22 protein-coding genes and 2 tRNA genes are annotated in these 23,720 nt (G+C 70.7%); 7 read left to right on the top strand and 17 right to left on the bottom strand.

Annotated features, from left to right (window positions below; genetic code table 11):
• Positions 1–72: 72 nt before the first annotated feature.
• The gene (locus tag D3272_RS07310; RefSeq protein WP_165361265.1) at positions 73–936 is read left to right on the top strand and encodes a DMT family transporter; all 864 of its coding nucleotides are present in this window, start codon (positions 73–75) and stop codon (positions 934–936) included.
• A 6-nt stretch (positions 937–942) separates the two neighbouring features.
• Here D3272_RS07310 and D3272_RS27210 read toward each other — a convergent pair whose 3' ends face one another.
• Both D3272_RS27210 and D3272_RS07305 read right to left on the bottom strand, forming a co-directional pair.
• The gene (locus D3272_RS27210; RefSeq protein ID WP_165361264.1) at positions 943–1,092 is read right to left on the bottom strand and encodes a hypothetical protein; all 150 of its coding nucleotides are present in this window, start codon (positions 1,090–1,092) and stop codon (positions 943–945) included.
• 32 nt (positions 1,093–1,124) lie between these two features.
• Positions 1,125–1,970, bottom strand: a complete 846-nt coding sequence (locus D3272_RS07305; protein WP_129218654.1) for a helix-turn-helix transcriptional regulator — start codon at positions 1,968–1,970, stop codon at positions 1,125–1,127.
• A gap of 98 nt (positions 1,971–2,068) precedes the next feature.
• Between D3272_RS07305 and D3272_RS07300 the strand changes: the two genes are divergently transcribed.
• Positions 2,069–2,968, top strand: coding sequence for an SDR family oxidoreductase (locus D3272_RS07300; protein WP_129218504.1), 900 nt, complete (start codon positions 2,069–2,071; stop codon positions 2,966–2,968).
• A gap of 9 nt (positions 2,969–2,977) precedes the next feature.
• On the opposite strand, the gene D3272_RS07295 is transcribed toward D3272_RS07300, so the two are convergent.
• The 9 genes from D3272_RS07295 to D3272_RS07255 form a co-directional block, all read right to left on the bottom strand.
• The gene (locus D3272_RS07295) at positions 2,978–3,634 is read right to left on the bottom strand and encodes a peroxiredoxin (protein WP_129218503.1); all 657 of its coding nucleotides are present in this window, start codon (positions 3,632–3,634) and stop codon (positions 2,978–2,980) included.
• Positions 3,635–3,746: 112 nt separating this feature from the next.
• On the bottom strand, positions 3,747–6,302 hold the full coding sequence (locus D3272_RS07290; protein WP_207210156.1) for a type IA DNA topoisomerase: 2,556 nt from the start codon (positions 6,300–6,302) through the stop codon (positions 3,747–3,749).
• Between the two features lie 307 nt (positions 6,303–6,609).
• Complete coding sequence (locus tag D3272_RS07285) at positions 6,610–7,161, bottom strand: hypothetical protein (RefSeq protein ID WP_129218502.1); 552 nt, start codon at positions 7,159–7,161, stop codon at positions 6,610–6,612.
• A gap of 450 nt (positions 7,162–7,611) precedes the next feature.
• A complete protein-coding gene (locus tag D3272_RS07280; RefSeq protein ID WP_129218501.1) occupies positions 7,612–9,438 on the bottom strand; it encodes an ABC transporter ATP-binding protein in 1,827 nt (608 codons plus the stop codon).
• Between the two features lie 10 nt (positions 9,439–9,448).
• A complete protein-coding gene (locus D3272_RS07275; RefSeq protein WP_129218500.1) occupies positions 9,449–10,282 on the bottom strand; it encodes an ABC transporter permease in 834 nt (277 codons plus the stop codon).
• Between the two features lie 10 nt (positions 10,283–10,292).
• The gene (locus tag D3272_RS07270; protein ID WP_129218499.1) at positions 10,293–11,240 is read right to left on the bottom strand and encodes an ABC transporter permease; all 948 of its coding nucleotides are present in this window, start codon (positions 11,238–11,240) and stop codon (positions 10,293–10,295) included.
• Between the two features lie 160 nt (positions 11,241–11,400).
• Entirely contained in the window at positions 11,401–12,969 is a 1,569-nt protein-coding gene (locus tag D3272_RS27875) for an ABC transporter substrate-binding protein (RefSeq protein WP_129218498.1), read from the bottom strand.
• A gap of 331 nt (positions 12,970–13,300) precedes the next feature.
• Positions 13,301–14,539, bottom strand: a complete 1,239-nt coding sequence (gene pepT, locus D3272_RS07260) for a peptidase T (RefSeq protein WP_129218497.1) — start codon at positions 14,537–14,539, stop codon at positions 13,301–13,303.
• 67 nt (positions 14,540–14,606) lie between these two features.
• Positions 14,607–15,236, bottom strand: coding sequence for a flavodoxin family protein (locus D3272_RS07255; RefSeq protein WP_129218496.1), 630 nt, complete (start codon positions 15,234–15,236; stop codon positions 14,607–14,609).
• Between the two features lie 171 nt (positions 15,237–15,407).
• Here D3272_RS07255 and D3272_RS07250 point away from each other — a divergent pair, with 171 nt between their 5' ends.
• Entirely contained in the window at positions 15,408–16,343 is a 936-nt protein-coding gene (locus D3272_RS07250) for a LysR family transcriptional regulator (RefSeq protein WP_129218495.1), read from the top strand.
• A 114-nt stretch (positions 16,344–16,457) separates the two neighbouring features.
• A complete protein-coding gene (locus tag D3272_RS07245; protein ID WP_129218494.1) occupies positions 16,458–17,381 on the top strand; it encodes a manganese catalase family protein in 924 nt (307 codons plus the stop codon).
• A gap of 146 nt (positions 17,382–17,527) precedes the next feature.
• Here the strand turns inward: D3272_RS07245 and yghU are convergent, their stop codons facing one another.
• On the bottom strand, positions 17,528–18,409 hold the full coding sequence (yghU, locus tag D3272_RS07240; RefSeq protein WP_129218493.1) for a glutathione-dependent disulfide-bond oxidoreductase: 882 nt from the start codon (positions 18,407–18,409) through the stop codon (positions 17,528–17,530).
• 70 nt (positions 18,410–18,479) lie between these two features.
• Complete coding sequence (locus D3272_RS07235; protein ID WP_129218492.1) at positions 18,480–20,327, bottom strand: ABC transporter ATP-binding protein; 1,848 nt, start codon at positions 20,325–20,327, stop codon at positions 18,480–18,482.
• A 142-nt stretch (positions 20,328–20,469) separates the two neighbouring features.
• On the opposite strand from D3272_RS07235, the gene D3272_RS07230 reads away from it, so the two are divergent.
• Complete coding sequence (locus tag D3272_RS07230; protein ID WP_129218491.1) at positions 20,470–20,715, top strand: DUF2188 domain-containing protein; 246 nt, start codon at positions 20,470–20,472, stop codon at positions 20,713–20,715.
• Between the two features lie 264 nt (positions 20,716–20,979).
• Here D3272_RS07230 and D3272_RS07225 read toward each other — a convergent pair whose 3' ends face one another.
• The gene (locus tag D3272_RS07225; RefSeq protein ID WP_129218490.1) at positions 20,980–21,324 is read right to left on the bottom strand and encodes a hypothetical protein; all 345 of its coding nucleotides are present in this window, start codon (positions 21,322–21,324) and stop codon (positions 20,980–20,982) included.
• Positions 21,325–21,410: 86 nt separating this feature from the next.
• Here D3272_RS07225 and D3272_RS07220 point away from each other — a divergent pair, with 86 nt between their 5' ends.
• Positions 21,411–21,764: a helix-turn-helix domain-containing protein gene (locus D3272_RS07220; RefSeq protein WP_129218489.1), complete on the top strand. Its 354-nt coding sequence runs from the start codon at positions 21,411–21,413 to the stop codon at positions 21,762–21,764.
• Positions 21,765–21,944: 180 nt separating this feature from the next.
• Here the strand turns inward: D3272_RS07220 and D3272_RS07215 are convergent.
• From D3272_RS07215 to D3272_RS07205, 3 genes are all read right to left on the bottom strand, one after another.
• Positions 21,945–22,020: transfer RNA gene (locus D3272_RS07215), tRNA-Ala, on the bottom strand.
• Between the two features lie 121 nt (positions 22,021–22,141).
• A tRNA-Ala gene (locus D3272_RS07210) sits at positions 22,142–22,217 on the bottom strand.
• A 204-nt stretch (positions 22,218–22,421) separates the two neighbouring features.
• A complete protein-coding gene (locus D3272_RS07205) occupies positions 22,422–22,805 on the bottom strand; it encodes a TIGR02300 family protein (protein ID WP_129218488.1) in 384 nt (127 codons plus the stop codon).
• A 260-nt stretch (positions 22,806–23,065) separates the two neighbouring features.
• On the opposite strand from D3272_RS07205, the gene cmk reads away from it, so the two are divergent.
• Positions 23,066–23,683 carry a (d)CMP kinase gene (gene cmk / locus D3272_RS07200; protein WP_165361263.1) on the top strand — a complete coding sequence of 206 codons (618 nt, stop codon included), beginning with the start codon at positions 23,066–23,068 and terminating at the stop codon, positions 23,681–23,683.
• Positions 23,684–23,720: the final 37 nt, after the last annotated feature.

The following is a 23,720-nucleotide window of genomic DNA, read 5'->3' as shown; positions in this document are numbered from 1 at the left end:
TGCCCGATAGCCGGGAAACGCGCGACATTGGAGGCGACGGTCCCGACATCCGCACAGGACAGGGCGAATCCCATGAAAGACCAGCGGGCGGCCGGCATCGTGATGGTGCTGGCGGCGGGGTTCATCTACAGCACGGCGGGGTTGTTCACCCATGCGCTGCCGCTCGAGGCCTGGACCATCCTGGCCTGGCGGGCCGTCTTCGGCACGGGCTTCATGATGGCCTGGATGGCGGCCGAGAATCCGCGCGGGCTCGGGCGCGCGCTCGCCATCGGCTGGGGCGGGCTGGCGCTGGCGCTGCCGACGGCGCTGTGCGGCGCCTGCTACATCTTCGCCCTGAAGTTGACCACAGTGGCGGACGTGACGGTCGTCTACGCGACGCTGCCCTTCGTCACCGCCGCCGTCTCCTGGGCCTGGACCGGCGACGTGCCCGAGCGCCGCCTCGTGGTGGCGAGCCTCGCGGCCCTCTGCGGCGTCGGCACCATGGTGGCGGGGGGGCTCGGGGACGGCACGCGCCTCGCCGGCATGGCGCTGGCGCTGGCCATGAACGCCGGCATGGCGGTGATCCTGGTGAACGCCCGCCGCAACGCCCGAACCAGCAACGCCGTCTACACGCTCGGCACGGCGCTCAGCGGCGTCGTCGGCTTCGCCATGGCGCGCGATCCGGGCGTGACCGGGGCCCAGCTCGCGCTTCTCGTGCCCTTCGGCTTCCTCACCATCGGCTTGGCCATGGCGCTCTACATGGCGGGTGCGCGGCGCATCCCGCCCGCCGAGGTGGGGCTGATCAGCATGCTCGACGTCGCGTCCGGCCCCGCCCTGGTCTGGCTCGCCTTCGGGGAACGCCCCGGCGGGCCGACGCTGGTCGGCGGCGCCCTGGTGGTCGCCGCCCTGCTGTGGCACCTCGGCCCGGACCTGAAGCTCCTGGCCCGGCCCGCGTGAGGCGCGTCAGAGCCGCGTCCAGGCGCTCCCCTCCGCCGCGGAGCGGACCGCGGCCTCGATGAAGGCGACGCCGTCGGCGACGGAAGGGTCCCCGCCCCCGCCCACCATGCCGAGGCGGATGCGCCGCCCTGGCGCCGTCGTCGTGCCGTCGTCCACGGCATTCCCTCGATCCCCGGGCCCATCCGGTCTCAGGCCGCGGGGGGCTCGACCGGTGGCGCGGCGTCGAGCAGCGCGCGGATGCGGTCGGCGACGGAGGGCTCCACCGGATTGTAGACGATCATGCCGAGGTCGGGCCGCCCGTCGACGGAGAAGGCGGGATATTCCATGGCGATGCGGCCGAGGACCGGGTGGCGCAGCCGCTTGATGCCGCCCCCGTGGGAATGAACGTCGTTGGCCCGCCACAGGGCCGCGAACTCGGGGCTCAGGGCGCAGAGTTCGTCGACGAGTTGGCCGACCTCCGAGACGGCGCCGGCGCGCGCCGCATCCGCCCGGAAGGCGCCGACCACGAAGCGGGCCACGCTGTCCCAATCCTCCTGGGCGGCGCGGACCCGGGGCCTCCCGAAGACGAGGCGCAGGATGTTGCGCTCCCGCGGCGGCAGGGCGCCGTAGTCGGTCATCACCAGCGCCGCCGCGCGGTTCCAGGCGACGACGTCCCAGGTGGCGGTCTTGATCAGGGCGGGGCTGGAGCCGAACGTGTCCAGCACCCGCTGCAGGCGCGGCGTCACGTCGGCGACGGGCTGGTAGCGCACCGCGGGCGGCCGGCCGAGCCCCAGGATGAACAGGTGCTCGCGCTCGGGCTCGGTCAGCATCAGCCCGCCGGCGATGCGGTTCAGCACGTCCGCCGAGGGCGCGCCGCCGCGCCCCTGTTCGAGCCAGGTGTACCAGGTGGGGCTGATGTTGGCGCGCTGGGCGACCTCTTCCCGGCGCAGGCCCGGCGTGCGCCGACGCCCCGAGAAGCCGAAGGCGGCCGGGTCGAGCCGGCCGCGCCTGTCCTTGAGATAGGCGCCGAGGAGATTGTCGGCTTCACCCCGCATCGCCATCCTGTCAGTCCCTATACCATGATGATGTCACGGCTTTAACGGTATCGGAGGCTAGATCAGGATGGGTCTCCCAACAAGACAGGAGACAGGGCATGCGGATCTTCTTGACGGGCGCCACCGGCTTCATCGGTTCGGCGCTCGTGCCGGACCTCCTCGCGGCGGGCCACAGCGTGCTCGGGCTGGCGCGCTCGGAGGCGGGCGCCCGCGCCCTCGCCGCGGCCGGCGCCGAGGTGCATCGGGGCGACATCGAGGACCTCGACAGCCTGCGGCGCGGGGCCGAAGGGGCCGAGGGCGTGATCCACACCGCCTTCGACCACGACTTCGCGCATTTCGTCGCGAACTGCGCCAAGGACGGGCGCGTCATCGCGGCGCTCGGCGCGGTGCTCGAGGGCTCCGACCGCCCCCTGCTCATCACCTCCGGCACCGGCATGGGCGAGGCCGGGCCGGGGCGGCCCGCCACCGAGGACGTGTTCAACACCGCCCATGCCAACCCCCGCATCGCCTCGGAACTGGCAGGCGCGGCGCTGCTGGAGGCCGGCGTCAACGTTTCGGTCATGCGCCTGCCCCAGGTGCACGACACGGTGAAGCAGGGCCTCATCACCCCGCTGGTGGCGGTGGCGCGCGACAAGGGCGTGTCGGCCTATGTGGGCGATGGCGACAACCGCTGGCCCGCCGCGCATGTGTCGGACGTGGCCCGCCTGTACCGGCTGGCGCTGGAAGCGCGCGAGCCGGGGGCGCGCTACAACGCGGTCGCCGAGGCGGGCGTGCCGGTCCGCGCCATCGCCGAGGCCGTCGGCCGGGGCCTGTCGATCCCGGTCGTGTCCCTGCCGGTCGCGGCGGCGGCGGACCATTTCGGCTGGATGGCGATGTTCGCCGGGATGGACCTGCTGGCGTCGGGCGCCTGGACGCAGGCGCGGCTCGGCTGGCAGCCGACCGGCCCGGGCCTCCTCGACGACCTCGCCCGCATGGACTACGGCGCGGTCCCGCGCTGACGGGCCGCCTCAGCGCGGCTGCGGCACGATCCTGAGATAGGGGGCGGGGGCCTTCCAGCCGTCCGGATAGGCCTGGCGGGCCTGTTCGTCGCTGACCGAGCCCGCGATGATGACGTCCTCGCCCGGCTTCCAGTCGGCCGGGGTGGCGACCTTGTGGCGGGCCGTCAGTTGGAGCGAGTCGAGCGCCCGCAGGATCTCGTCGAAGTTGCGGCCCGTCGTCATGGGATAGGCCAGCGCCAGCTTGATCTGCTTGTCGGGGCCGATGACGAAGACGGTGCGGACGGTGGCGTTGGCGGCCGCCGTCCGCCCCTCGGCCGTGCCGGGCGTCTCGGCGGGCAGCATGCCGTAGAGCTTGGACACCGCGAGGTCGACATCGCCGATCATCGGATAGGTGACGGCGTGGCCCTGGGTGCGCTCGATGTCGGCCGACCAGCCCACATGCGACTCCACCGGGTCCACCGACAGGCCGATCACCTTGGTGCCGCGCCGGTGGAACTCCGGCAGCAGGCGGGCCACGGCGCCGAGCTCCGTCGTGCACACGGGCGTGAAGCTCTTGGGGTGCGAGAACAGCACGGCCCAGGCGTCCCCGAGCCAGTCGTGGAACCGGATCGGGCCTTCCGTGGTCTCGGCCGTGAAATCCGGCGCGACGCTTCCGATGCTCAGCACGTCATCTCTCCCCGAGGCAGGCCGCGTGGGTCGGCGGGCCGCATCGCCGGACCCTAGATCAGGATCGGCCCGGTTGGAACGGCCGGATCGCGCGAAGGGGGCGTGGCGGCCGTCAGGCGGGAGGCGCGGACGAGCCGGCTCCGCGGCCCCGCGCCGCCGCCGCGCCGGGGCGCCGGGCCGGGGCCGCGCGGCGTTTCGGCTTCGCCGCCGGCCCGCCCGCCGGTCCCTCGGCGCCCTGCGGGAGCGCCTGCGCGGTGCTGGCCGTCGGGGCGCGAACCGCGTGGGCATCAAGGAAGCGGCGGCAGGCCGCGAAATCCTCGGCGACCTCCGGCGGGCACGCCACGCCGAGCTGCCGCACCAAGCTGTCGGCGTAGCGCAGCATCGCGGCGCTCGGGGCGCGCGGGCCGCCCCCTTCGGCCGATTTCGCCGATGCCGGCCCCCGGGGCCCGGCATGTTCGGAAAGGAAAGCGCGGCACAGCGCGCCGTCGGCCTTGAGGCCGCGCGGCAGCTTCAGCCCCTTGCGTTCGGCGAGCGCGGTCGCATAGGCCAGCATGGCGGCGGTGGGGGCCCGCCGCCGGCGGCCCTCGCCGCCGTCATCAACACGGCCCTCGCCGCCATCCTCCACCCGGCCCTCGCCGGCATCCTCTCCGCCCCGGCTCCCACCTTTGCCCCTGCCCTTGCCGCCCCTGCCCGTGCCGCCCCTGCCCGTGCCGCCGGGCCCCGCCGCCGGCCGCGGCGCCGGCGCGACGTCCAGCACCGTCGCGCCCGAGATGGCGGCGATGAGGTCCTCGACGCGGCGGCGCGTGCGCTGGCGGAAGGCTTCGGCGCGCCGCAACGCCTCGTCCCGCGTCGCGGCACGCCCGATCTCGCCGAGTTCCGCCTCGAAGACGGCGCGGCCGACGGGGTCGCCATAGGCCGGGAACACCCGCCGCACCGCGGCCAGGAAGGCCAGCCCGACCTCCGTCACGGCGATGGCGGGGTCCTTGCCGGGTTGGAGCGCGATGTAGTGGCTCTTCAGCAGCTTCGGCAGCATTGTGTCGCGGGTGGCGGCCGTGCCGAGGCCCTTCGGCTCGTTCGGGTTGACGGGGTTCTCGAGGGCGCGCTTGACCTCCGGGTCCTCCACCTGGTCGATCAAACGCCCCATCACCACCGGCAACTCGCCCCGCGTGATGCGGCGGGGCGGCTCGGTGACGGCCGTGGCCACCTCGGCACCCCTGGCCCGGGCCTCCTCGCCGTGGCGGACGGCCGGCAGGCGCGCCACCGTCACGTCGTCGTCGCGCTTCGCCCGGCCGGGCACGACCTCGGCGTCGGCCTCCGCCTCCGTCCCGTAGACCGCGCGCCAGCCGGGCTCCCGCACGACGCTGCCACCGACGGTGAAGCGCCGGGGCCCGAGCGGCGTCGCGACCTCGGCCGACACGCTCGTGCGCGCGTCGATCCCGTCCGGCATGTGGGCGGCCAGGAAGGCCCGGGCGACGAGGTCCCACAGGCGGAACAGGTCCGGCGCGAGGCCGGCACCGGCCGGCACCTTGCGCAGCGGCACGATGGCGTGGTGCTCGCCGGGGTCCTTGACGTAATGCCCCCGGGCGCCGCGGCGGACCACCAGCGCGTCGGCGGCCGGCACGAGGGCCACGCAATCGGCCAGGACCGTGACGACGGCCGCCACCACGGCGGCGGCGTCGGCCGCCTGGCTCTCGGGCAGGTATTCGGATTCGGTGCGCGGATAGGTCAGGTAGCCCCGGTCGTAGAGGTCCTGGGCCAGCTTGGCTGTGTGCTGCGGGTCCCAGCCGAAGCGCTTGGCGCAGCGCCGTGCCAGCGTGTCCTTCGAGAAGAGCCGGGGCGGCGGGCGCCGCACGTCCTTCTGCTCCACGGCGAGCCGGCCCGACCAGCCGGCCGCCGCGGCTCGGACGGTTTCGGCGACGTCGGGATCGAAGATGCGCTCCTTCGGGGCGTGCCAGAGCGTCAGCTCGGCCCCGCCGCGGGTGACGACGGGCAGCGCGACCTTGAAGAAGTCCCGCGGCACGAAGGCCCGGATGCGCCCTTCGAGGTCGGCCAGGATGGCGAGCGTCGGCGTCTGCACGCCGCCGAAGCGCCAGGGCTCGCGGAAGGCGGGCGGGCGCAGGCGCAGCGAGATGGCGCGCGTGCCGTTGAGGCCGAGGTGGTAGTCCTCGTATTGGCGGCAGAGCGCCTCGAGGTAGGCGGCATAGTCGCGCTCGCCCGAATCCGGCTCCCGCGCCATGGCGGCGAAGGCGCGCCGGATCGACCGGTCGTCGAGGGCGCCGAGCTTCAGCCGGTCGATGCGGCCCCGCCATCCGAGGTGCTCCAGGATCTCCCAGGCGATCATCGACCCCTCGCGCCCCGGGTCGGTCGCGATAATGACGCGGGCGACGCCGCGCAGCGCCGCCCGGATGGCGTCGAGCTTCGGCCTGTGCGACTGGCCCGAGCGGTTGCGGCCGGCCCGCACCGGGATGGCGTCGAGCACGATGGGCAGCGCCTCGAACCGCCACGGCTTCCAATCCGGCCGGATGTCGCCGGGCTCCTCGGCGCCGAGCAGATGCCCCTCGGCCGCCACGCAGACCGTGTCGGGCGAGGTGAAGAAGCGCTGCAGCTGTCGCATCGCCGAGGGTTTCTCGAACAGGAACAGCGTGCGCCCGGCAGCCGGCGTCGACATGGTCCGCGTCACCCTGGCGGGCGCCGGGCCCGCGCCGCGTTCACGCCCTGTTCCGTTATGGGGGCAGGCGGGGCGGCGTGGCAAGGGGGGTGGCGCGTGGGACGCCCGGACGGCTGTCTCACCCCACCGCCGGCGACCGAAGGCCGTCTGGCCGGCAACGATATTGCGCCGACACCGCTCTCACCCGCCTTGCCCCCGAGGCTGCCGGTCGATCGCCGTCGCCGCTGTGTCTCGCGGCGTTTCGACCCTGGAAATCCTGTCAGCCTGTCGAGCCCAAATCGTTCACCGGCCCCGATCGAGGGTGTCCTCATCTCTCCCTTGAATAGTCGAGCAGACACTGGCGCGCAAAATCGGCCGCTTCGACAGTCTCGGGATCTTCTGCGTCCATCAACGTTTCGAGGCGATCGATGGACGACTTCAGGTACGACGGATCGACGCGATCGAAACGACCTTCCTCAAGGAAGAACATCGCCTGGTTTCTAGACTCGAACGAGCCCTCCACGACCACCTGCATGAGAACACTGAGGGGTAGAGATGCCTGTATTTCGTTCAAGGCAAAAAGCAGTGTTCCGGACGATTTGGCAAAGCCTGGTCGCCGCAGGACATCGACGATCTTCATGACACTCTGTCTGACACCGAGATCGACCAAGGCTATAGCGGCGGCATCCCTGATCCGCGCGGATTGCGTCTCCTGAAGGATGTCGAGGACATCCATGGACAGCAATTCTTTGTCCTGCCGTGACGCCTCGTTCCGCAGGTTCTTCAAAGCGCCTACGACCAAGCTCTCATCGCCCTGCACCCAGGCTTGGACGAGGGGTTTTTCGATGATCGGATTGACCGTCATGAGCCTGAAAATCATGAGCTAACCCTCCGGTCGACAACTCTTCTTCCACAGATCGTGCAGAGCTTCTGCCTGTTGTTTATCAAGGTTCTCGATGCCGTACTTGTCTTTTTCCTGCCTGTGCCACCAACGCCAAACATCCTATCATCGATACCGTAATGCCTATCGCGAGCATAGCGTTTGCCGCCTCTGAAGCGGTCTTCTTGGTCTTCAGCCATGAGGTCAGCGATCCAGTGGCCTTTCCACTCGCGCCCGACAGCGGCAACGATGTCGATCGACCATAGACTACGAGACGAGCGCGTGAAGCCTGGTTCGACTCATCTCTGCCCGACAGGCCTGTCTCGACACGCGGCGGGACAAGGCCGCATGCCCGGCCGAGACGAGCCCGCCGAGGACGGGGAATGCGACGGCGACCCGATGAAGGGCTCTCGCCGGCTTCTGGCCGGGCCGCCGCCGGTGCTCCCGGCGTCAGATCTCCAGCATCCCCTTGAGGTTGCGGACTTCTACCTGCAGGTCGTCGAGGGCGGTCGCGCCCCGGCCTTCGGCCAGCAATTGCTCGGCGGCGAGCCGTTCCGCCTCGGCGACGGCGGCGGGGTCGGCGGCGGCGAGGTGGGCGGCGGTGGCGGGGTCGGCCGGGCGGTCTGCGGCGCCCGCCACCAGCCCGGCCGTGCCGCCGCGCCGCGCCAGCACCTCGTCGAGCCAGGTCGTGTGCATCTCGGGCACGGAGCTGATGAGCTTCTCGGTATAGGGATGGAACGGGGGCGCGAAGATCTCGGCCGTCGGGCCCTGGGCGATGATCTCGCCCTTCAGCATCACGGCCGTGCGGTGGGCGATGCGGCGCACCGTGCCGAGGTCGTGGGTGATGAACACGTAGGCGAGGCCGAGCCGGTCCTGCAGGCCCTTCAGCAGCTTCAGCACTTCCTCGGCCACCAGCGGGTCCAGCGCCGAGGTCGGCTCGTCGCAGATGATGACCTCGGGCTCGGCGGCGAGCGCCCGGGCGATGCAGACGCGCTGCTTCTGGCCGCCCGACAGCTGCCCGGGCCGCCGGTCCGCGAAGTCCTCCGGCAGGCCGACGAGCTTCAGAAGTTCCAGCACCCGCACCCGAACCTCGGCGCGCGACTTGCCGAAGAACAGCGCCACCGGCCGGCCGATGATCTCGGCCAGCGACTGGCGCGGGTTCAGCGCCGTGTCGGGCATCTGGTGCACCATCTGCAGCCGGCGCAGCACCTCCTTGGGGCGCTGCGCCAGGGCGGGCGGCAGGGCCTTGCCGTCGAGCTCGATCGTGCCGCTCCAGCGCGGCAGCAGCCCCGTCACGATCCGCGCCATCGTGCTCTTGCCCGAGCCCGATTCGCCGACGATCGCCAGCGTCTCGCCGCGGGCGAGGTCGAAGGAGGCGCCCTTGACGACCGCGATGGCGCCCTTGGCGGTGGCGCCCGCGCCATAGCCCGCCGTGACGCCCGTCACGCGCAGCACGGGCTGCGCCACCTTGTCGGGCACCGACAGGACGAGGTGCTCGGCTTCGCGGCGCTCATTGACCAGAGCGCGGCAATATTCGGTGCGCGGCGCTTCCAGGATCTGCCGGGTTTCGCCGCATTCGACGAGCTTGCCGTGGCGCAGCACCATGATGCGGTGGGCGATCTGCGCCACCACGGCGAGGTCGTGGGTGATGTAGAGCCCGGCCGTGCCGAACTCGGCGATGAGGTCGCGCAGCAGCGCCAGCACCTCGATCTGCGTCGTCACGTCGAGCGCCGTCGTCGGCTCGTCGAGCACGATCACGTCCGGCCGGCAGCTCATCGCCATGGCGGCCATGACGCGCTGGAGCTGGCCGCCCGACACCTGGTGCGGGTAGCGCGCCCCGATCGTGTCGGGGCTGGGCAGCTGCAGGGTGCGGAACAGCTTGCGGGCATAGACCTCGGCCTCGGCCCGGCCCATGACGCCGTGGGTCACCGGCGCCTCGCACACCTGGTCCATCAGCGTCATGCCGGGGTTGAAGGAGGCGGCGGCGCTCTGCGCGATATAGGCGATGCTCTTGCCGCGGCTGTTGCGGCGGTAGAGCGCCGTCGAGGCGCGCAGTTCCGTGCCGGCCAACGTGATGGTGCCGCCGGTGATCCGCATCCCGGCCCGGGCATAGGCCATGGAGGCGAGGCCGATGGTGGACTTGCCGGCGCCGGACTCGCCGATGAGCCCGAGGATCTCGCCGCGCTTCAGCGTCACGTCGACGTCGTCGACGAGCACCCGCCCCGTGATGGTCTCGACGCGGAGTTTCTCGAGGCGGAGGATCTGGTCGTCGGCCATGGTGGGACCCTCACATCTCGGCCTGGGCGCCGGACGGGCGCGCGTCGATCGACAGGAACCAGTCGACCACGAGGTTGATGCCCACTGTGAGCAGCGCGATGGCGGCGGCCGGGTAGAGGGCGGCGGGCAGGCCGAAGGAGATGCCGCCCACATTGTCCTTCACCATGCCGCCCCAATCCGCGTAGGGCAGCGGCACGCCGAGGCCGAGGAAGCTCAGCGCCGCGATGAACAGGAAGTTGAAGCAGAAGCGCAGCCCGAACTCGCTCATCAGCGGGGCGGCGGCGTTGGGCAGGATCTCGCGCCGCATCACCCACCCCAGGCCCTCGCCGCGCATGCGGGCCACCTCGACGAAGTCGAGCGACACGAGGCCGATGCCGAGCGCCCGCGCCAGGCGGAACACGCGGGTGGAATCGAGGCAGCCGATGGTCAGCACCAGGGAGAACAGCGACTGCCCCAGCACGTTGAGGATCATCAGGGCCCAGATGAGCAGCGGGATCGACAGCACCACGTCCACGGCGCGCGACAGCAGCGTGTCGACCCAGCGCCCCGTCACGGCGGCCAGCAGCCCCGTCGAGATGCCGATGGCGAAGGACAGGATGGTGGTGACGAAGGCGATGCCGATCGTCATGCGGGCGCCGTAGATGAGGCGCGTGAACATGTCCCGCCCGATCTGGTCGGTGCCGAACCAGGTGGCGGCCGAGGCCGGGTCCCAGCCCCCGCCCACCACCTGGGTTTCGCCGTAGGGGGCGAGGTAGGGGCCGGCCACCGCCACGGCGATGTTGAGCACGATGATGAAGAGGCCCAGGAGGGCGGTGACGGGCAGCTTGTGGCCGAAGAGCGTCATGCGGGGGTCCTCACCGGGGGTGGCGCAGGCGCGGGTTGAGGACGATGGCGGTGACGTCGGCCAGGGTGTTCAGCGTGATGAAGACGGCGGCGAAGACGATGCCGCAGGCCTCGATCACCGGCACGTCGCGCTTGGTCACGGCGTCGATCATGTATTGGCCCACGCCCGGATAGGTGAAGACGTTCTCCACCACCACGACGCCGACCACGAGATAGGCGAGGTTCAGGGCGATCACCGAGATGATGGGGGCGGCGGCGTTGGGCAGGGCGTGTCGCGTCACCACGCGGGCGCGGCTGAGGCCCTTGAGGAAGGCCATCTCGACATAGGCGGTCGACATGGTGGAGAGCACCGAATTGCGCGTCATGCGCAGCATGTGGGCGGTGACCAGGAAAGTGAGGGTCACGGCCGGCAGCGTCACGGCCCAGACGCGCTCGCCGAAGGGCGTGTCGGCCCCGACGGTGGCGAGGGACGGGAACCATTCGTGGTTCACCGACAGGTTCAGGATCAAGAGGTAGCCGACGAAGAACTCCGGCATCGAGATGGCGAGCAGCGCCACGATGTTGGCGAGCCGGTCCGTGAGCCGCCCTTCGCGGATGGCCGACAGGATGCCGAAGCCCACCGCGAGGGGCAGCGCCAACAGGGCGGCATAGCCGGCGAGGAACAGGGTGTTGCGCAGGCGCGGCCACAGCACCTCGATGATGTTCTGCCCGTTGGTGAGCGCCGTGCCGAAGTCGCCGTGCAGCACGCCGGCCAGCCACACGAAGTAGCGGACCACCGCCGGGCGGTCGAGGCCGAGCTCATGCCGGTAGGCCGCCAGTGTTTCGGGCGTGGCCGACTGGCCCAGCACCGAGGATGCGACGTCGCCCGGCAGGATCTGGGTCAGGACGAAGATCACCACCGAGACGGCGAGGAGGGTCAGGAGCCCGAGACCGATGCGCGACAGGATCAAGCGGATCACGAAGGGTCCTTTCGGGACGCGGCGGGGCCGTGCCGACCGCGCCGGGGAGGATCCCGGCGGGAGCCTCCGCCGGGCTGGTCGACCGTGGCGGCGGAGGGTCCCGCAGGGCTCTCCCACGGCGCGGGGCGGGGCACCCCGCTCCCGTCGGGCGGCTGGCCCGTCAGGCGAACCAGGTCTTCTCGGCCACGCGCTGGTCGCACAGGTCGTAGCGCGGGTGGGGCTTGGCGCCCCTGATCTTCTTGGCGTAGCCGTCGAGGTAGTCGCCCACCGCGAAGCAGACCATGCCGGCATTGTCGGCGATGAGGTGCTGGGCCTCGGCGTACATCTGCTTGCGCTTGGCGTCGTCGAGCTCGACGCGGGCTTCCGTGACGATCTTGTCGAAGGCCGGGTCGCGCCAGTGGGTGTCGTTCCAGTTGGCGGTCGAGATGAAGGTCTGCGACAGCTGCAGGTCGACCGTCGGCCGCCCGCCCCAGTAGACGGCGCAGAAGGGCGCCTTCAGCCACACGTTGCTCCAATAGCCGTCGCCCGACACCCGCACGACTTCGAGGTCGATGCCGGCCTTCTTCAGGGCCTCCTGGTAGAGCACGCCGGCGTCGGTGGCGCCCGAGAAGGCGCCTTCGGACACCTGCAGCCTGAACTTGGGGCTGCCGGCCTTCTTGTAGAGCGAGGCCGCCCGGTCCGGATCGTAGGTGTGCGGCGGGGTGTTCTGGGCGAAATAGGGGCTCGCCGGGCTGATCGTCGTGTCGTTGCCGACCTGCGCGAAGCCCTTGTACACGGTGTCGATGATCTTCTGCCGGTCGATGCCGTATTTCAGCGCCATGCGGGCGTCGTTGGACGTGTAGCTCGGGTCGTCGCAGAGCGCCACGAAGGCGAAGCGGTTGCCCGTTCCCTTGGTCTGCACCACGCTGACCTTCGGGGACTTCATCAGGAAGCCGACCGTCTTGGGGTCGAGGCGGTTCACGGCATCGACCTGGCCGGAGATCAGCGCCTGGCTGCGGGCGGCGGCGTCGGGGATGTAGCGCAGCTCGACGCTGTCGTACCAGGCGCGGTTCGGCTTCCAGTAATGGCCGGTGTTCTTGGTCAGGACGCGCACGCCGGGCTCGAAGCTTTCGAGCGCATAGGCGCCGGTGCCGTCGGGCTTGGCCCAGTTGGTGAAGCCGTTCGGCACCACCAGGACGTGATAGTCGGACAGGTTGTAGGGCAGGTCGGCGTTGCCGGTGGACAGGGTGATGCCGATCTGGTTCGGCCCCAGCTTCTTCACGTCCGAGATGGCGCTGAGCAGGTCCTTGGCGGCCGACTTGGTGTCGCCGCGGTGCAGGTTCAGCGAATAGACGATGTCGTCGGCGTCGAGCGTCTTGCCCGAATGGAAGGTGATGCCCTTGCGGACGTTGAACACCCACTCGGTGGCGCCGGGCTTGGTTTCCCAGGATTCCAGCAGTTCGCCGACCGCTTCGCCGTTGTCGCCGATCTCCACCATGCCGTTGAAGATCTGGTAGCCGTAGTCGATCGGGACGGAATCGGCGTAGGTGCGGGGGTCGAGGCTGTCGGAGGCGCTGCCGCCCTCCATGCCGAGCCGCAGCGTGCCGCCCTTCTTGGGCGCGTCCTCGGCCAGGGCGGGACCGCCCAGCGCGCCGAAGGCGAGACCGAGCGCGGCCGCGCTGGTCATGAGGTCCCGGCGGTCCAGGACGAGGCCTGTACGCGCCGACAGGTGCGAGCGATCTTCAGTCATGACCGGTACGTTTCCTCGTCCTCGGCTGTCCACAGCCCTGACCTCAACCATCACAGTGCGCCGGTCTTTTTGCAAGCATCATGCCGTCATCGGGGGTTCTGCACAGGAATGCTTGAAATCCTGGACGCCGGACCAGCAATGGAAGACGATTTTCTCCTAGCTGATGTCGGATGGAGAATAGTATCTCGGCTCGACAGCTCTGCCGCGATGCAGCATCGGCGCTTTGCGATAGAGGCGCGCCGGGACGGCACGGGGGCGGGCCGCGGCGCGCCTCCGTGCCGACGGTGCCGACGATTCGGGCGACGGCCCCGTCGCCGCCCGACTTGCAGGCTCAGCGGAGGTCGGCGGCGAGGCGGCACAGCGTCTCGGTCACGCGGAACGAATCCACGAAGGCCGACACCGGCAGGAACTCGAAGCGGGAGTGGAAGTTGAGGGCGCCGGTGAAATAGTTGGGCGTGGGGATGCCGCGCGCCGACAGCGCCGATCCATCCGTGCCGCCCCGCATGGCGACGACCTTCGGGGCGATGCCGAGCGCGTCGAAGGCCCGGTCCAGCAGGTCCAGGCAGCGCCGGTCCTCGCCGAGCGACCCCCCGATATTGGCGTAGCTGTCGGCGATCCGCAGGTCCACCCGCGCCGCGGGATGCCGGGCCCGGACCGTGTCGACCGCCTCCACCAACTCCCGCTTGCGCGCCGCGAAGCCGGCCGCGTCGAAGTCGCGGATCGCCACGTCGAGCCGCGCCCGGCTCTGGTCGCCCCGGATGCCGTTGAACCACCAATAGCCCTCGCGCCCCGCGGTGTGTTCCGGCGTCTGGCGCGGGTCGAAGAGGCCGATCAGCTCGGTGGCGACGAGGATCGGGTTCACCAGCACGCCCTTGGCGGCCATGGGGTGGGCCGTGACGCCCGTGATCTCGATGGTGGCGCCGGCGGCATTGAAGGTTTCGGCGACGAGTTCGCCCCGCTCGCAGGCGTCGATCGTGTAGGCGAAGGCGGCGGGGAAACGCGCGAGGTCGAGCGCCTTGGCGCCCCGCAGCCCGATCTCCTCGTCGGGCACGAAGGCCACGGCGATGTCGCCGTGCGGCGTCGCCTCGCGCGCCAGCATCTCCAGCACCGTCATCACCACGGCGATGGCGGCCTTGTTGTCGGCGCCGAGCACGCTCGTGCCGTCGCCGAAGAGGATCTCCTCGCCAGCATAGGGCAGGATCTCCGGGTGGTCGGCGACGCGCAGCCAGGTGTCGCTCGCGGCGTCGAGCAGCAGGTCTTCCCCGGCGAAACGGCGGCGCTGGGGCCGGATGTCGGGCGACAGGCCCACATCCACCGTGTCGAGATGCGCCACGAAGCCGATGCAGGGCGCCTGCGGCACGCGCCCGGGCAGGCGCGCCGTGAGGATGCTGCCGGCGTCGAGATGGATGTCGGCGGCGCCGAGTTCGGCGAGTTCCCCCGCCAGCATCTCGGCCAGCCGGCGCTGCCCCGGCGTGCTCGGCAGGCCCGTCGCCGCAGCGTCGCTCTGGCTCGTGACCGACAGGTAGCGGAAGAAGCGCCCGATCAGGCGCTCGGCGATGGGGTCGGTCATGGGTCGCCTCCTGGTCCGGACGGAACGCCGTGCAGGATAGCGCGGGGCGTGCCGCGCGGGGACGACCTCAGGCTTCGGGGGATCCGGCACCTGCCGGCGACGGCCCGAGCGAACCCGCGCGGCGGCCGGGGCCCGCCGAGAAGCGGCCGGCGATCTCGGCGACGCGGACCCCGTAGAGCCGGGCGGTCTCGAGGTCGCCTGCGGACATCTCGTCCGGCGCCGCATCCGCGTCCGACTGCGCCATCGGCGCGAGATAGGCGCCCATCCGGTTGGGATCGTCGCGCCGCGAGGCTTTGACGTTCGCCGGTTTGAGACCCAGGCTCACCCACAGGCCGCCGTGCTGGCCCGCCAGCAGAACGAAGTATTGCAGCGTGTTGAGCTTGTCGCCATTGATGCTGGCGCTGTTGGTGAACCCGCCGAACACCTTGTCCTTCCACCTTTCCGCGAACCAGGGCTTCGACGACGCATCGGCGAACTTTTTAAACTGCCAGCTCGGGGCGCCCATGTAGGTGGGCGAGCCGAAGACGATGGCGTCGGCAGCGTCGAGCGTCGCCCATGCGGCCTCGGGGATGTCGCCCTCGGCATCGATCGCGATCAGCGAGGCGGCGGCGCCGCCTGCGACGGCGTCCGCCAGGCGCTTCGTGTGCCCGAAGCCCGAGTGGTAGACGACGGCGGTCGTGGTGCTGGGTCGGGTCATGCCTGTCTCCTGGGCGCTCGATGGTCCGCGGCGGGGCCGATGCGGCCCGCCGGGCCTCGCCCTTCGGAATATTGTGCTCTCCTGACGCGATAAAGCGTGCAAGAACGAACAGGTCGTTCCACCGGCGGAAACAATCCGGCTTCGCGGCCGGGCACGACGAGGGGCACCGCCATGCAGGATCTCGCGCCCGTCCTGATCTTCGTCAGGGTCGCCGACATGGGGAGCTTCACCCGCGCCGCCGACAGCCTGGGCATCCAGAAAGGCCGGGCCTCGACGGCGGTGCGGAAGCTGGAGGACGCCATCGGGACGAGGCTGCTGCACCGGACGACGCGCAGCGTGCAGCTGACGGAGGACGGACGGGCCTTCCGGGCGCGCGCCCGCGACCTGCTGGCCGCGGTCGACGACCTCCATGCCATGTTCGCGGAAGAGCGCGTCGGGCTCCGCGGGCGCCTTCGGGTCGACCTCCCGACCGAATTGGCGCGCACCACGATCGTGCCGGCACTGCCGGACTTCATGGACGCCCATCCCGCCTTGGCCTTGGAGGTGTCCAGCACGGATCGGCAGGTCGACCTCGTCCAGGAGGGGTTCGATTGCGTGCTGCGGATCGGGCCGATCGGCGACGAGACGCTGGTCGCCCGCCCGCTGGGCCGGCTGCGCATGGTGAATGCCGCCAGTCCCGCCTATCTGGCGCGCCACGGCATCCCCCGATCGCTGGACGACCTGCGCCTCCAGGACCATCGGACGATCCATTACAGCAGGACCCTCGGCGCGAAGCCCTCGGGTTGGGAGTATCCGGACCGTGAGGGCGGCACCTATGCGACGCTCGCGCTGCCGGGCGCGCTGCACGTCAACGGCGTGCAGACCTACGAGGCGGCCGGCCTCGCCGGCCTGGGCCTGATCCAGGCCGCGCTGTCGGGCATCGGCCGGCACCTCGACAGCGGGGCGCTGGTCGAAGTGCTGCCGGACCTCCGCCCCGAACCGCTGGACGTGGCCCTCGTGGTCGCCCACCGGACCAACCTGTCGCGCCGGGTTCGCGCGTTCATGCGGTGGATCGAAGGGGTGCTGACCCCCTTCCTCGAGCCGCCTTTCCCGTCGTCGGTCCGGTGACGTAGCGGAGGGTCGTCGGCCGAGGCCGCGGACGAGCGGCCGGGACCGCGGCCAGGATGCCGCGGGACCCATCTCCCGCGGCCCCCGTTGGCGTGACGCAACGGAGACATCCCCATGTTCATGCGCGTCGACAAGCTTCAGGCCGAACTGCCCGCCCCCAAGAAGGCCGATCCCAACGCCGCCGCTGCCCTGCAGGAACTGCTGGGCGGCAAATACGGTGAAATGTCCACCCTCAACAACTACATGTTCCAGAGCTTCAACTTCCGCAGCAAGTCCAAGCTGAAGCCGTTCTACAACCTCGTCGCCAGCATCACGGCCGAGGAACTCGGCCACGTCGAGCTGGTGTCCAACGGCATCGTCATGCTGGCCAACGGGCCGGACAAGCCCGCCAACGAAAAGGGCGGCGCCGACCTGTCGGGTGCGCCCTTCGCCGACATGCAGGACACCCGCCTCGCCGGGTCGTTCTTGTCGAACCTCGGCGGCGCCATGCCGATGAACAGCAACGGCGCGTCCTGGAATATGGATTTCGTCACCACGACAGGCAACGTCGTGTTCGACCTGCTGCACAACTTCCACCTCGAATGCGGCGCCCGCCTGCACAAGCTGCGCGTCTACGAGACCATGAAGGAGGCGACCGGGCGCGAAGTCTGCGGCTACCTGCTCGTCCGCGGCTCGGTGCACGCCCACGCCTATGCGCTGGCGCTCAAGAAGATCACCGGCGTCGAGGTCGAGAAGATGCTGCCGACGCCCAACATCGACCTGTCCAAGATCCCGGAATGCCAGAAGTACCTGGACGAAGGCTCGCACCGCCGGCTCTACACCTGGAGCCCTTCCGACTACAAGGAGATGGCGGGCATCTGGGGCAACGGCGAGCAGGCGCTGCCGGGCGACCCGGCCGGCGAACTCGTGGTGGTCGAGGGCATGCCGGAGGGCGGCAAGATCCACGAACTGACCGGCATGGCCTCGGCCTTCGGCACCGACTACGCCCCCGAGGAGATGTTCGACATCTCGAAGAAGCTGTACCAGGCCTCGCGCTGAGGCACGGACGGCGATCGGGCGGAACTGTCCCGATCGCGTGACGGGCCTGTCGACGGAGCGGCGACGGCCGGCGATGGCCGCCTCGCCTTCCGCCGCTCGCCCGCAGCAATCCCGCGCCGGTCCCGGCCGCTCGGGCCGGGCCGGTCTCACGCCGAGGGCGCGTCGCCGATCTTGTCCTGGGTCTTCGTGTCGAAGTCCGCCGCGTCGTGGCGCTCGCGCAGCTGGCTCGCGGGGTCGCCGGTCATGCGGTTGACCATGCGGCCGCGCCCCACGGCCGGGCGCGCCGCGATGGCGTCGGTCCAACGCTTCAGGTTCTTGTAGTCGTCGACCGCCAGGAACGTCGCCGCCTCGTAGATGAGCCCCTGCTGGAGCTGGCCGTACCAGGGCCAGACCGCCATGTCGGCGATCGTGTAGTCGGGGCCGCCGAGGTACTCGCTTTCGGCGAGCCGCCGGTCGAGCACGTCGAGCTGGCGCTTGGCCTCCATGGCGAAACGGTCGATGGCATATTCGATCTTGACCGGCGCATAGGCGTAGAAATGGCCGAAGCCGCCGCCGAGATAGGGGGCGCTGCCCATCTGCCAGAAGAGCCACGACAGGCATTCGGCCCGGGCCGCCGGCTCGGTCGGCAGGAAGGCGCCGAACTTCTCGGCGAGATGGACCAGGATGGCGCCGGATTCGAACACCCGCACCGGCTTCGGCCCGCTGCGGTCGAGCAGCGCCGGGATCTTGGAATTGGGGTTCACGCCGACGAAGCCGCTGCCGAACTGGTCGCCGTCGCCGATCTTGATCAGCCAGGCGTCGTATTCGGCGCCGGCGTGACCGAGCGCCAGCAACTCTTCCAGCATCACCGTCACCTTCACGCCGTTGGGCGTCGCCAGCGAATAAAGCTGCAGCGGGTGGCGCCCGACCGGGAGTTCCTTCTCATGCGTCGGCCCCGCGACGGGGCGGTTGATGTTGGCGAAGCGGCCGCCGTGGCCCTGTTTCCAGGTCCAGACGTCGGGCGGGGTGTAGTCGGGCAGATCGGCCATGGCGGCGCCTCCGGTGACGGGTAGCCGCCAGCCTACAGCCTTTTGGGGGGCTTGTGGGAGGCGGCGCGCATCAGGCCGCCTCGTCGATGAAGCCGCCCGACTGCCGGTGCCACAGGTCCGCGTAGAGGCCGCCGCGGGCCAGCAGCTCGCCGTGCGTCCCGGTCTCGACGACGCGGCCGCGGTCCATCACGATCAGCCGGTCCATGCGGGCGATGGTGGACAGCCGGTGCGCGATGGCGATCACGGTCTTGTGGGCCATCAGCGCCGTGAGGCTCTCCTGGATGGCGGCCTCGACCTCGCTGTCGAGCGCGCTGGTCGCCTCGTCGAGCACCAGGATCGGTGCGTCCTTCAGGATGACGCGGGCGATGGCGATGCGCTGGCGCTGGCCGCCCGACAGCTTCACGCCGCGCTCGCCCACCTGGGCGTCGTAGCCGCGCCGGCCCTGCCAGTCCTGCAGGCCGAGCACGAAGTCGTGGGCATGGGCGCGCTCCGCCGCCGCCACGATCTCGGCCTCGGAGGCTTCGGGCCGGCCGAAGGCGATGTTGTCGCGGATCGAGCGGTGGAGCAGCGACGTGTCCTGCGTCACCACCGAGACGGCCCCGCGCAGGCTTTCCTGCGTCACCCCGGCGATGTCCTGCCCGTCGACGAGGATGCGCCCGCCCTCGAGCTCGTGGAAGCGCAGCAGCAGGTTGACCAGCGTGGTCTTGCCGGCGCCGGAGCGGCCCACGAGGCCGACCTTCTCGCCGGCGCGGATGTGCAGCGACAGGCCCTCGATCAGCCCGGCCTCGCGCCCGTAGCCGAAGCGGATGGCGTCGAAGCGGATCTCGCCGCGGCCGACGGCGAGTTCAGCCGCATCCTCGCGGTCGGTCAGGGCGATGGGCCGCGCGATCGTCATCATGCCCTCCTGGATGGTGCCGAGGTTCTCGAAGATGTCGGTGACCTGCACGGCGACCCAGCCGGCCGCCGAAGCGATCTGCCAGGTCAGCGGGATCGCCATGGCGACGGTGCCGACGTCCACCCGGCCGCTCTGCCAGGCCATCACGGCCAGCGTCGTCTCGCCGACCAGCATCAGGGCGTTCATGGCCTGGAGCGACATGAACAGCGTCGCCATGAGGCGCATCTGGCTGCGGTAGGCCCGCGTGTGCTGGTCGAAGACGTCGCGCACGTGCCGGTCCTCGTGGGCGAGGCGGGCGAAGAGCTTCACGGTCAGGATGTTGGTGTAGCCGTCGACGACGCGGCCCACGACCAGCGACTTCATCTCCGACGTGCGCTTCGAGCGGTCGCGCAGGCGGGGCACGATGAAGCGGAGCAGCACCGCATAGGAGCAGAACCAGGCCAGGATGGGGATCATCAACACGGCGTCGACGCGGCCCAGCACCGTCAGCGCCGTCACGCCGTAGACCACGATGCCCCAGATGGCCGTGACGGACGCGATGGCGCTCTGACGGACGGCCGGCCCCGTGTCCATGACGCGCGACGCGATGCGGCCGGCGAAGTCGTTCTGGAAGAAGGGCCAGCTCTGCCGCACCACGTGGCGGTGGCTCTGCCACCGGATCATGTTGGTGACGTTGGCCATGATGGCGACGTGGGAGATCATGTTCTGCGACGCGATGGCGGCCGGGCGCACGAGCAGCACCACCGCCACCATGGCGACGAGCAGCAGGTGGTTCTCGGCGAAGAACAGGTCCCGCGGCGTCGACGTGATGGCGCGCACCAGCCGGCCGATGAACCACGGCACGGAGGCGTCGAGGATCGACACGCCGAAGCCCGCCACGAACAGGGCGGCGAAGAGCGGCTTCGCCTGGGAGATGAAGTGCCAGTAGAACGGCAGCAGCCCCTCGGGCGGCTGCACGGGCCGCGCCGCGACGGCCTGCGGCGCGCCGGTCGGCGACAGAAACGATTCGAAGAAGCGGAACATGGGGCGTCCGGCGGGCCGGAGCCCTGTCTCGATGGGAGCGGCCGCGATCGTTAACGCCCAACCGCGGCAACGGTGGGGCCGCCGGAACATCGCGCGGGCCGGCTAGTTTCCCAGCCGAAGTGCAGGACAAGGAAAACGGCTGATGAGCGACATCCACTACGAGGTCGTGGAGCACGACGGCGGCTGGGCCTACCGGCTGGACGGCGCCTACTCGGAAACCTTCCGGAGCAAGGCCGCGGCCCACCAGGCGGCAGAAGCCGCGGCGGCCGAACAGGCGACGCCCGGCGACAGCGAGGTCATCTCCTACCAGGACGGCAAGGGCGAGTGGCACGAGGAGCTCACCAAGGGCGAGGACCGGCCGAGCGCCGACGTGACCGACGTGGGGTGATGGAGACGAGGGGGGGCGGTCTCCGGGCCGGACCTCCCGAAGGCGGACCATCCCGGGACGCCAGCGGCCGGGCCGCCGCTTGGCATGCGGCCCGGCGAGGGACCCGGGAGGGCGGCACGATCGGTCGGCCGCCTCGCCGTGCCGCACACGCCGGCCCCCACAAGCGTGGGAACGAGCGTTGACGCCATCAGCGCCGCCGATCCGGCAGGATGTGCGGTACCCGGCTCGACACACAGGTGGAACCGATCGGGTGGTCTGGAACCCTCATCGGTCCACGGCCGAGGCACAGGTCGAGCGGGCCTCGGCTCGCTTCCGAGCCACGAGCGTCTCCGACACGGCTATCAGGAACCTGTACCGGTCCACCGTCCCGGCATGCCGAGCGGCCGCCATCGCGTCGCCGTTGATGCGGAAGGCCTCGTGGCCGTGTCGCGCGACGAGACCGTCGGCATAGGCCCGCACCTCACCCGACCTTGGTCTCGTTCGGTGAAGCCGCCATTCGTCATGGAACAGGACGAGCCCGCCCGCCGCAAGGCCGATGCCGAACCAGAGCATCCAAGCCCCGATCAACAGATCGCCGGCCCGGCCGACCGCATACGACAGAGCCCCCATGTTCCCGCTCGCAGGTACGTTCCGTACGCGAAGACAAGCACATAACGTTCCTGGAGTACAGGGGTGTCTCGGAACAGTCTGTTCCGATGATGGTCTTCGCCAACCGACTCAGGGAGAGAGCCGCCGAACTCGGCATCGCCCACGCCGAGGCGGCTCGACGTGCCGGGCTCAGCGAGCGTCGTTTCGGTCACTACGTCACCGGCCTTCGAGAGCCGAACCTCGTCACGCTGGTGCGCATCGCCGAAGCGCTCCAGACCAGGCCGGACGACCTGCTGGGCTTCGGCGAGCCTGCGGAGACGTCGGCGCGCTCCAAGCTCGTCGACCGGCTGATTTCGGCGGCCCGACTTCTTTCCGACGACGTTTTGGAGGTGGTGGCCGTCCAGACCGAGGCCCTCGCAGCGAGCCGCCGCATGACGACGACCGCGGCGGAGACCCAGTGAAGGAGAACGGACGCTCGCCCTGGATCTCGGTGCTGTCGCCCGTCATGGCCGTCCAGGGCCTGCTAGGCTGTCGTTGAAACGGGACCGAACCGCAAGCCGGCCACCGCGGGTTGGTCGATCTGCAGCGAGGTCGTGGCATCGCCGCTGGCGCGGCCGTTACGGTCAGGGGAAGGAGCGATGTGGTGGAGCCAGACGGAATCGAACCGACGACCTCTTCAATGCCATTGAAGCGCTCTCCCAACTGAGCTATGGCCCCGCACCTTCATCGTCATCCGCTTGGGCGCGGCGACGTCGTTCCCTTCCCGGGCCGAATAGGCGACCCGGTCTTCTGTTCTCACCGGCCTCGACGGGCCCGCAGGCCGTGGTGGTCAGTGTCGTGGTGGAGCCAGACGGAATCGAACCGACGACCTCTTCAATGCCATTGAAGCGCTCTCCCAACTGAGCTATGGCCCCACTTGACGACGCAAGATACCGATTGGGGCGGTACCGTCCTGATCTTGCAAGATCGCCGAAGCTCGGCTGCTTGATCTGGCGCCGCTCGGTGAGCGGCGGCGAGGTCGGTTCTATATCGTCGCATTCTGCGCCGCACAAGCCCGAAAATCTCGGGCGGCGCCGAATTCCGCCGAGGGCCCGAGGCGATTCCGGACCGGCGCGGGGTCAGGCTTCCTCGTCGTCCTCGATGTCGCCGTCGATGAGGTCGGCGACGTCGTCGTCGCCCTCCTCCTCCTCTTCGAGGAACGTGTTGTCGTCGGCCGGCGTGTCCTCGATCTCGACGTCCACGTCGTCGTCCGCCGCGGGCTCGGGCTTCTCGCCCGCCTCCGCCTCGTCGAGCGACACGATCTCGACGCCCGTCGCCTCGGGCTCGACCTCACCCTCGTCGCGCACCACCGCCGCAGAGGCGCGGGTCGGCGTGCGGGCGACCGGCAGCGGCACGAAGACTGCGCCGCATTTGGGGCACAGGATCGGGTCGCGGTTGAGGTCGAAGAATTTCGTCGCGCAGTTCTGGCACTGGTGTTTCGCGCCAAGTTCCGGTTTTGCCACAGTCTTCCCTCACGGCACCGCGCGCGCGGCGCCGCTGCCCTACGTCATCGATACGGAGGCAAGGGGTTAAGGTGCGGGGGGCCGCGGCGTCAATCGGAAAGTGCCGGGCCGGTGCCGGCATAATGACAGCCCCGGCGGAGCATGGTACGAGCGCGCCGTCCCGACCACCCGGCCCGGAGCCCCGTCTTGCCCATGCCGCCGCGCCACCCGGGCGCCGATCACCACCGCCCCGGCCGCGCCCGCCCGGCGGAGCACCGCGCGTGATCATCGCCATCGACGGCCCCGCCGCCTCCGGCAAAGGCACGCTGGCGAAGAAGCTGGCGGCGCATTTCGGGCTGCCCCACCTCGACACGGGGCTGCTGTACCGCGCCACCGCCCGTGCCCTGCTCGACACCGGCGAGCGGCTCGACCACGTCGAGGCCGCGGTGGCGGCCGCCCGGGGCCTCGCCCTCACGGATTTCGACGAGGCGCGGCTGCGCGGTCGCGCCATGGGCGAGGCCGCCTCCGTCGTGGCCGCCATCCCGGCGGTGCGCACCACGCTCGCCAAGGCTCAGCGCGGCTTCGCGCTCCGGCCGGAAGGCGCCGTGCTCGACGGGCGGGACATCGGCACCGTCATCTGTCCCGAGGCCGACGTGAAGATCTTCGTCACCGCCAGCCCGCAGACCCGGGCGCAGCGCCGGGCGCTGGAGCTGGTGGGCCGCGGCGAGCCCGCCGATTATGCCGCCATCCTGGAGGACATCCGGATCCGCGACGAGCGCGACAGCAACCGTGCCGTGGCGCCGCTGCGCGCCGCGCCCGACGCGCACCCGCTCGACACGACGGCGCTCGACGCCGACGCGACCTTCGCGGCCGCCCTGCGCTTCGTGCCGACGGCCTGACCCCCGGCGACAGCCCCCACCCTGCCGCGCCGGCGCC

This window comes from Lichenibacterium ramalinae, assembly GCF_004137085.1.
GTDB classification, from domain to species: Bacteria; Pseudomonadota; Alphaproteobacteria; order Rhizobiales; family Beijerinckiaceae; genus Lichenihabitans; species Lichenihabitans ramalinae.
This window is presented reverse-complemented; position numbering and strand designations above follow the sequence as displayed.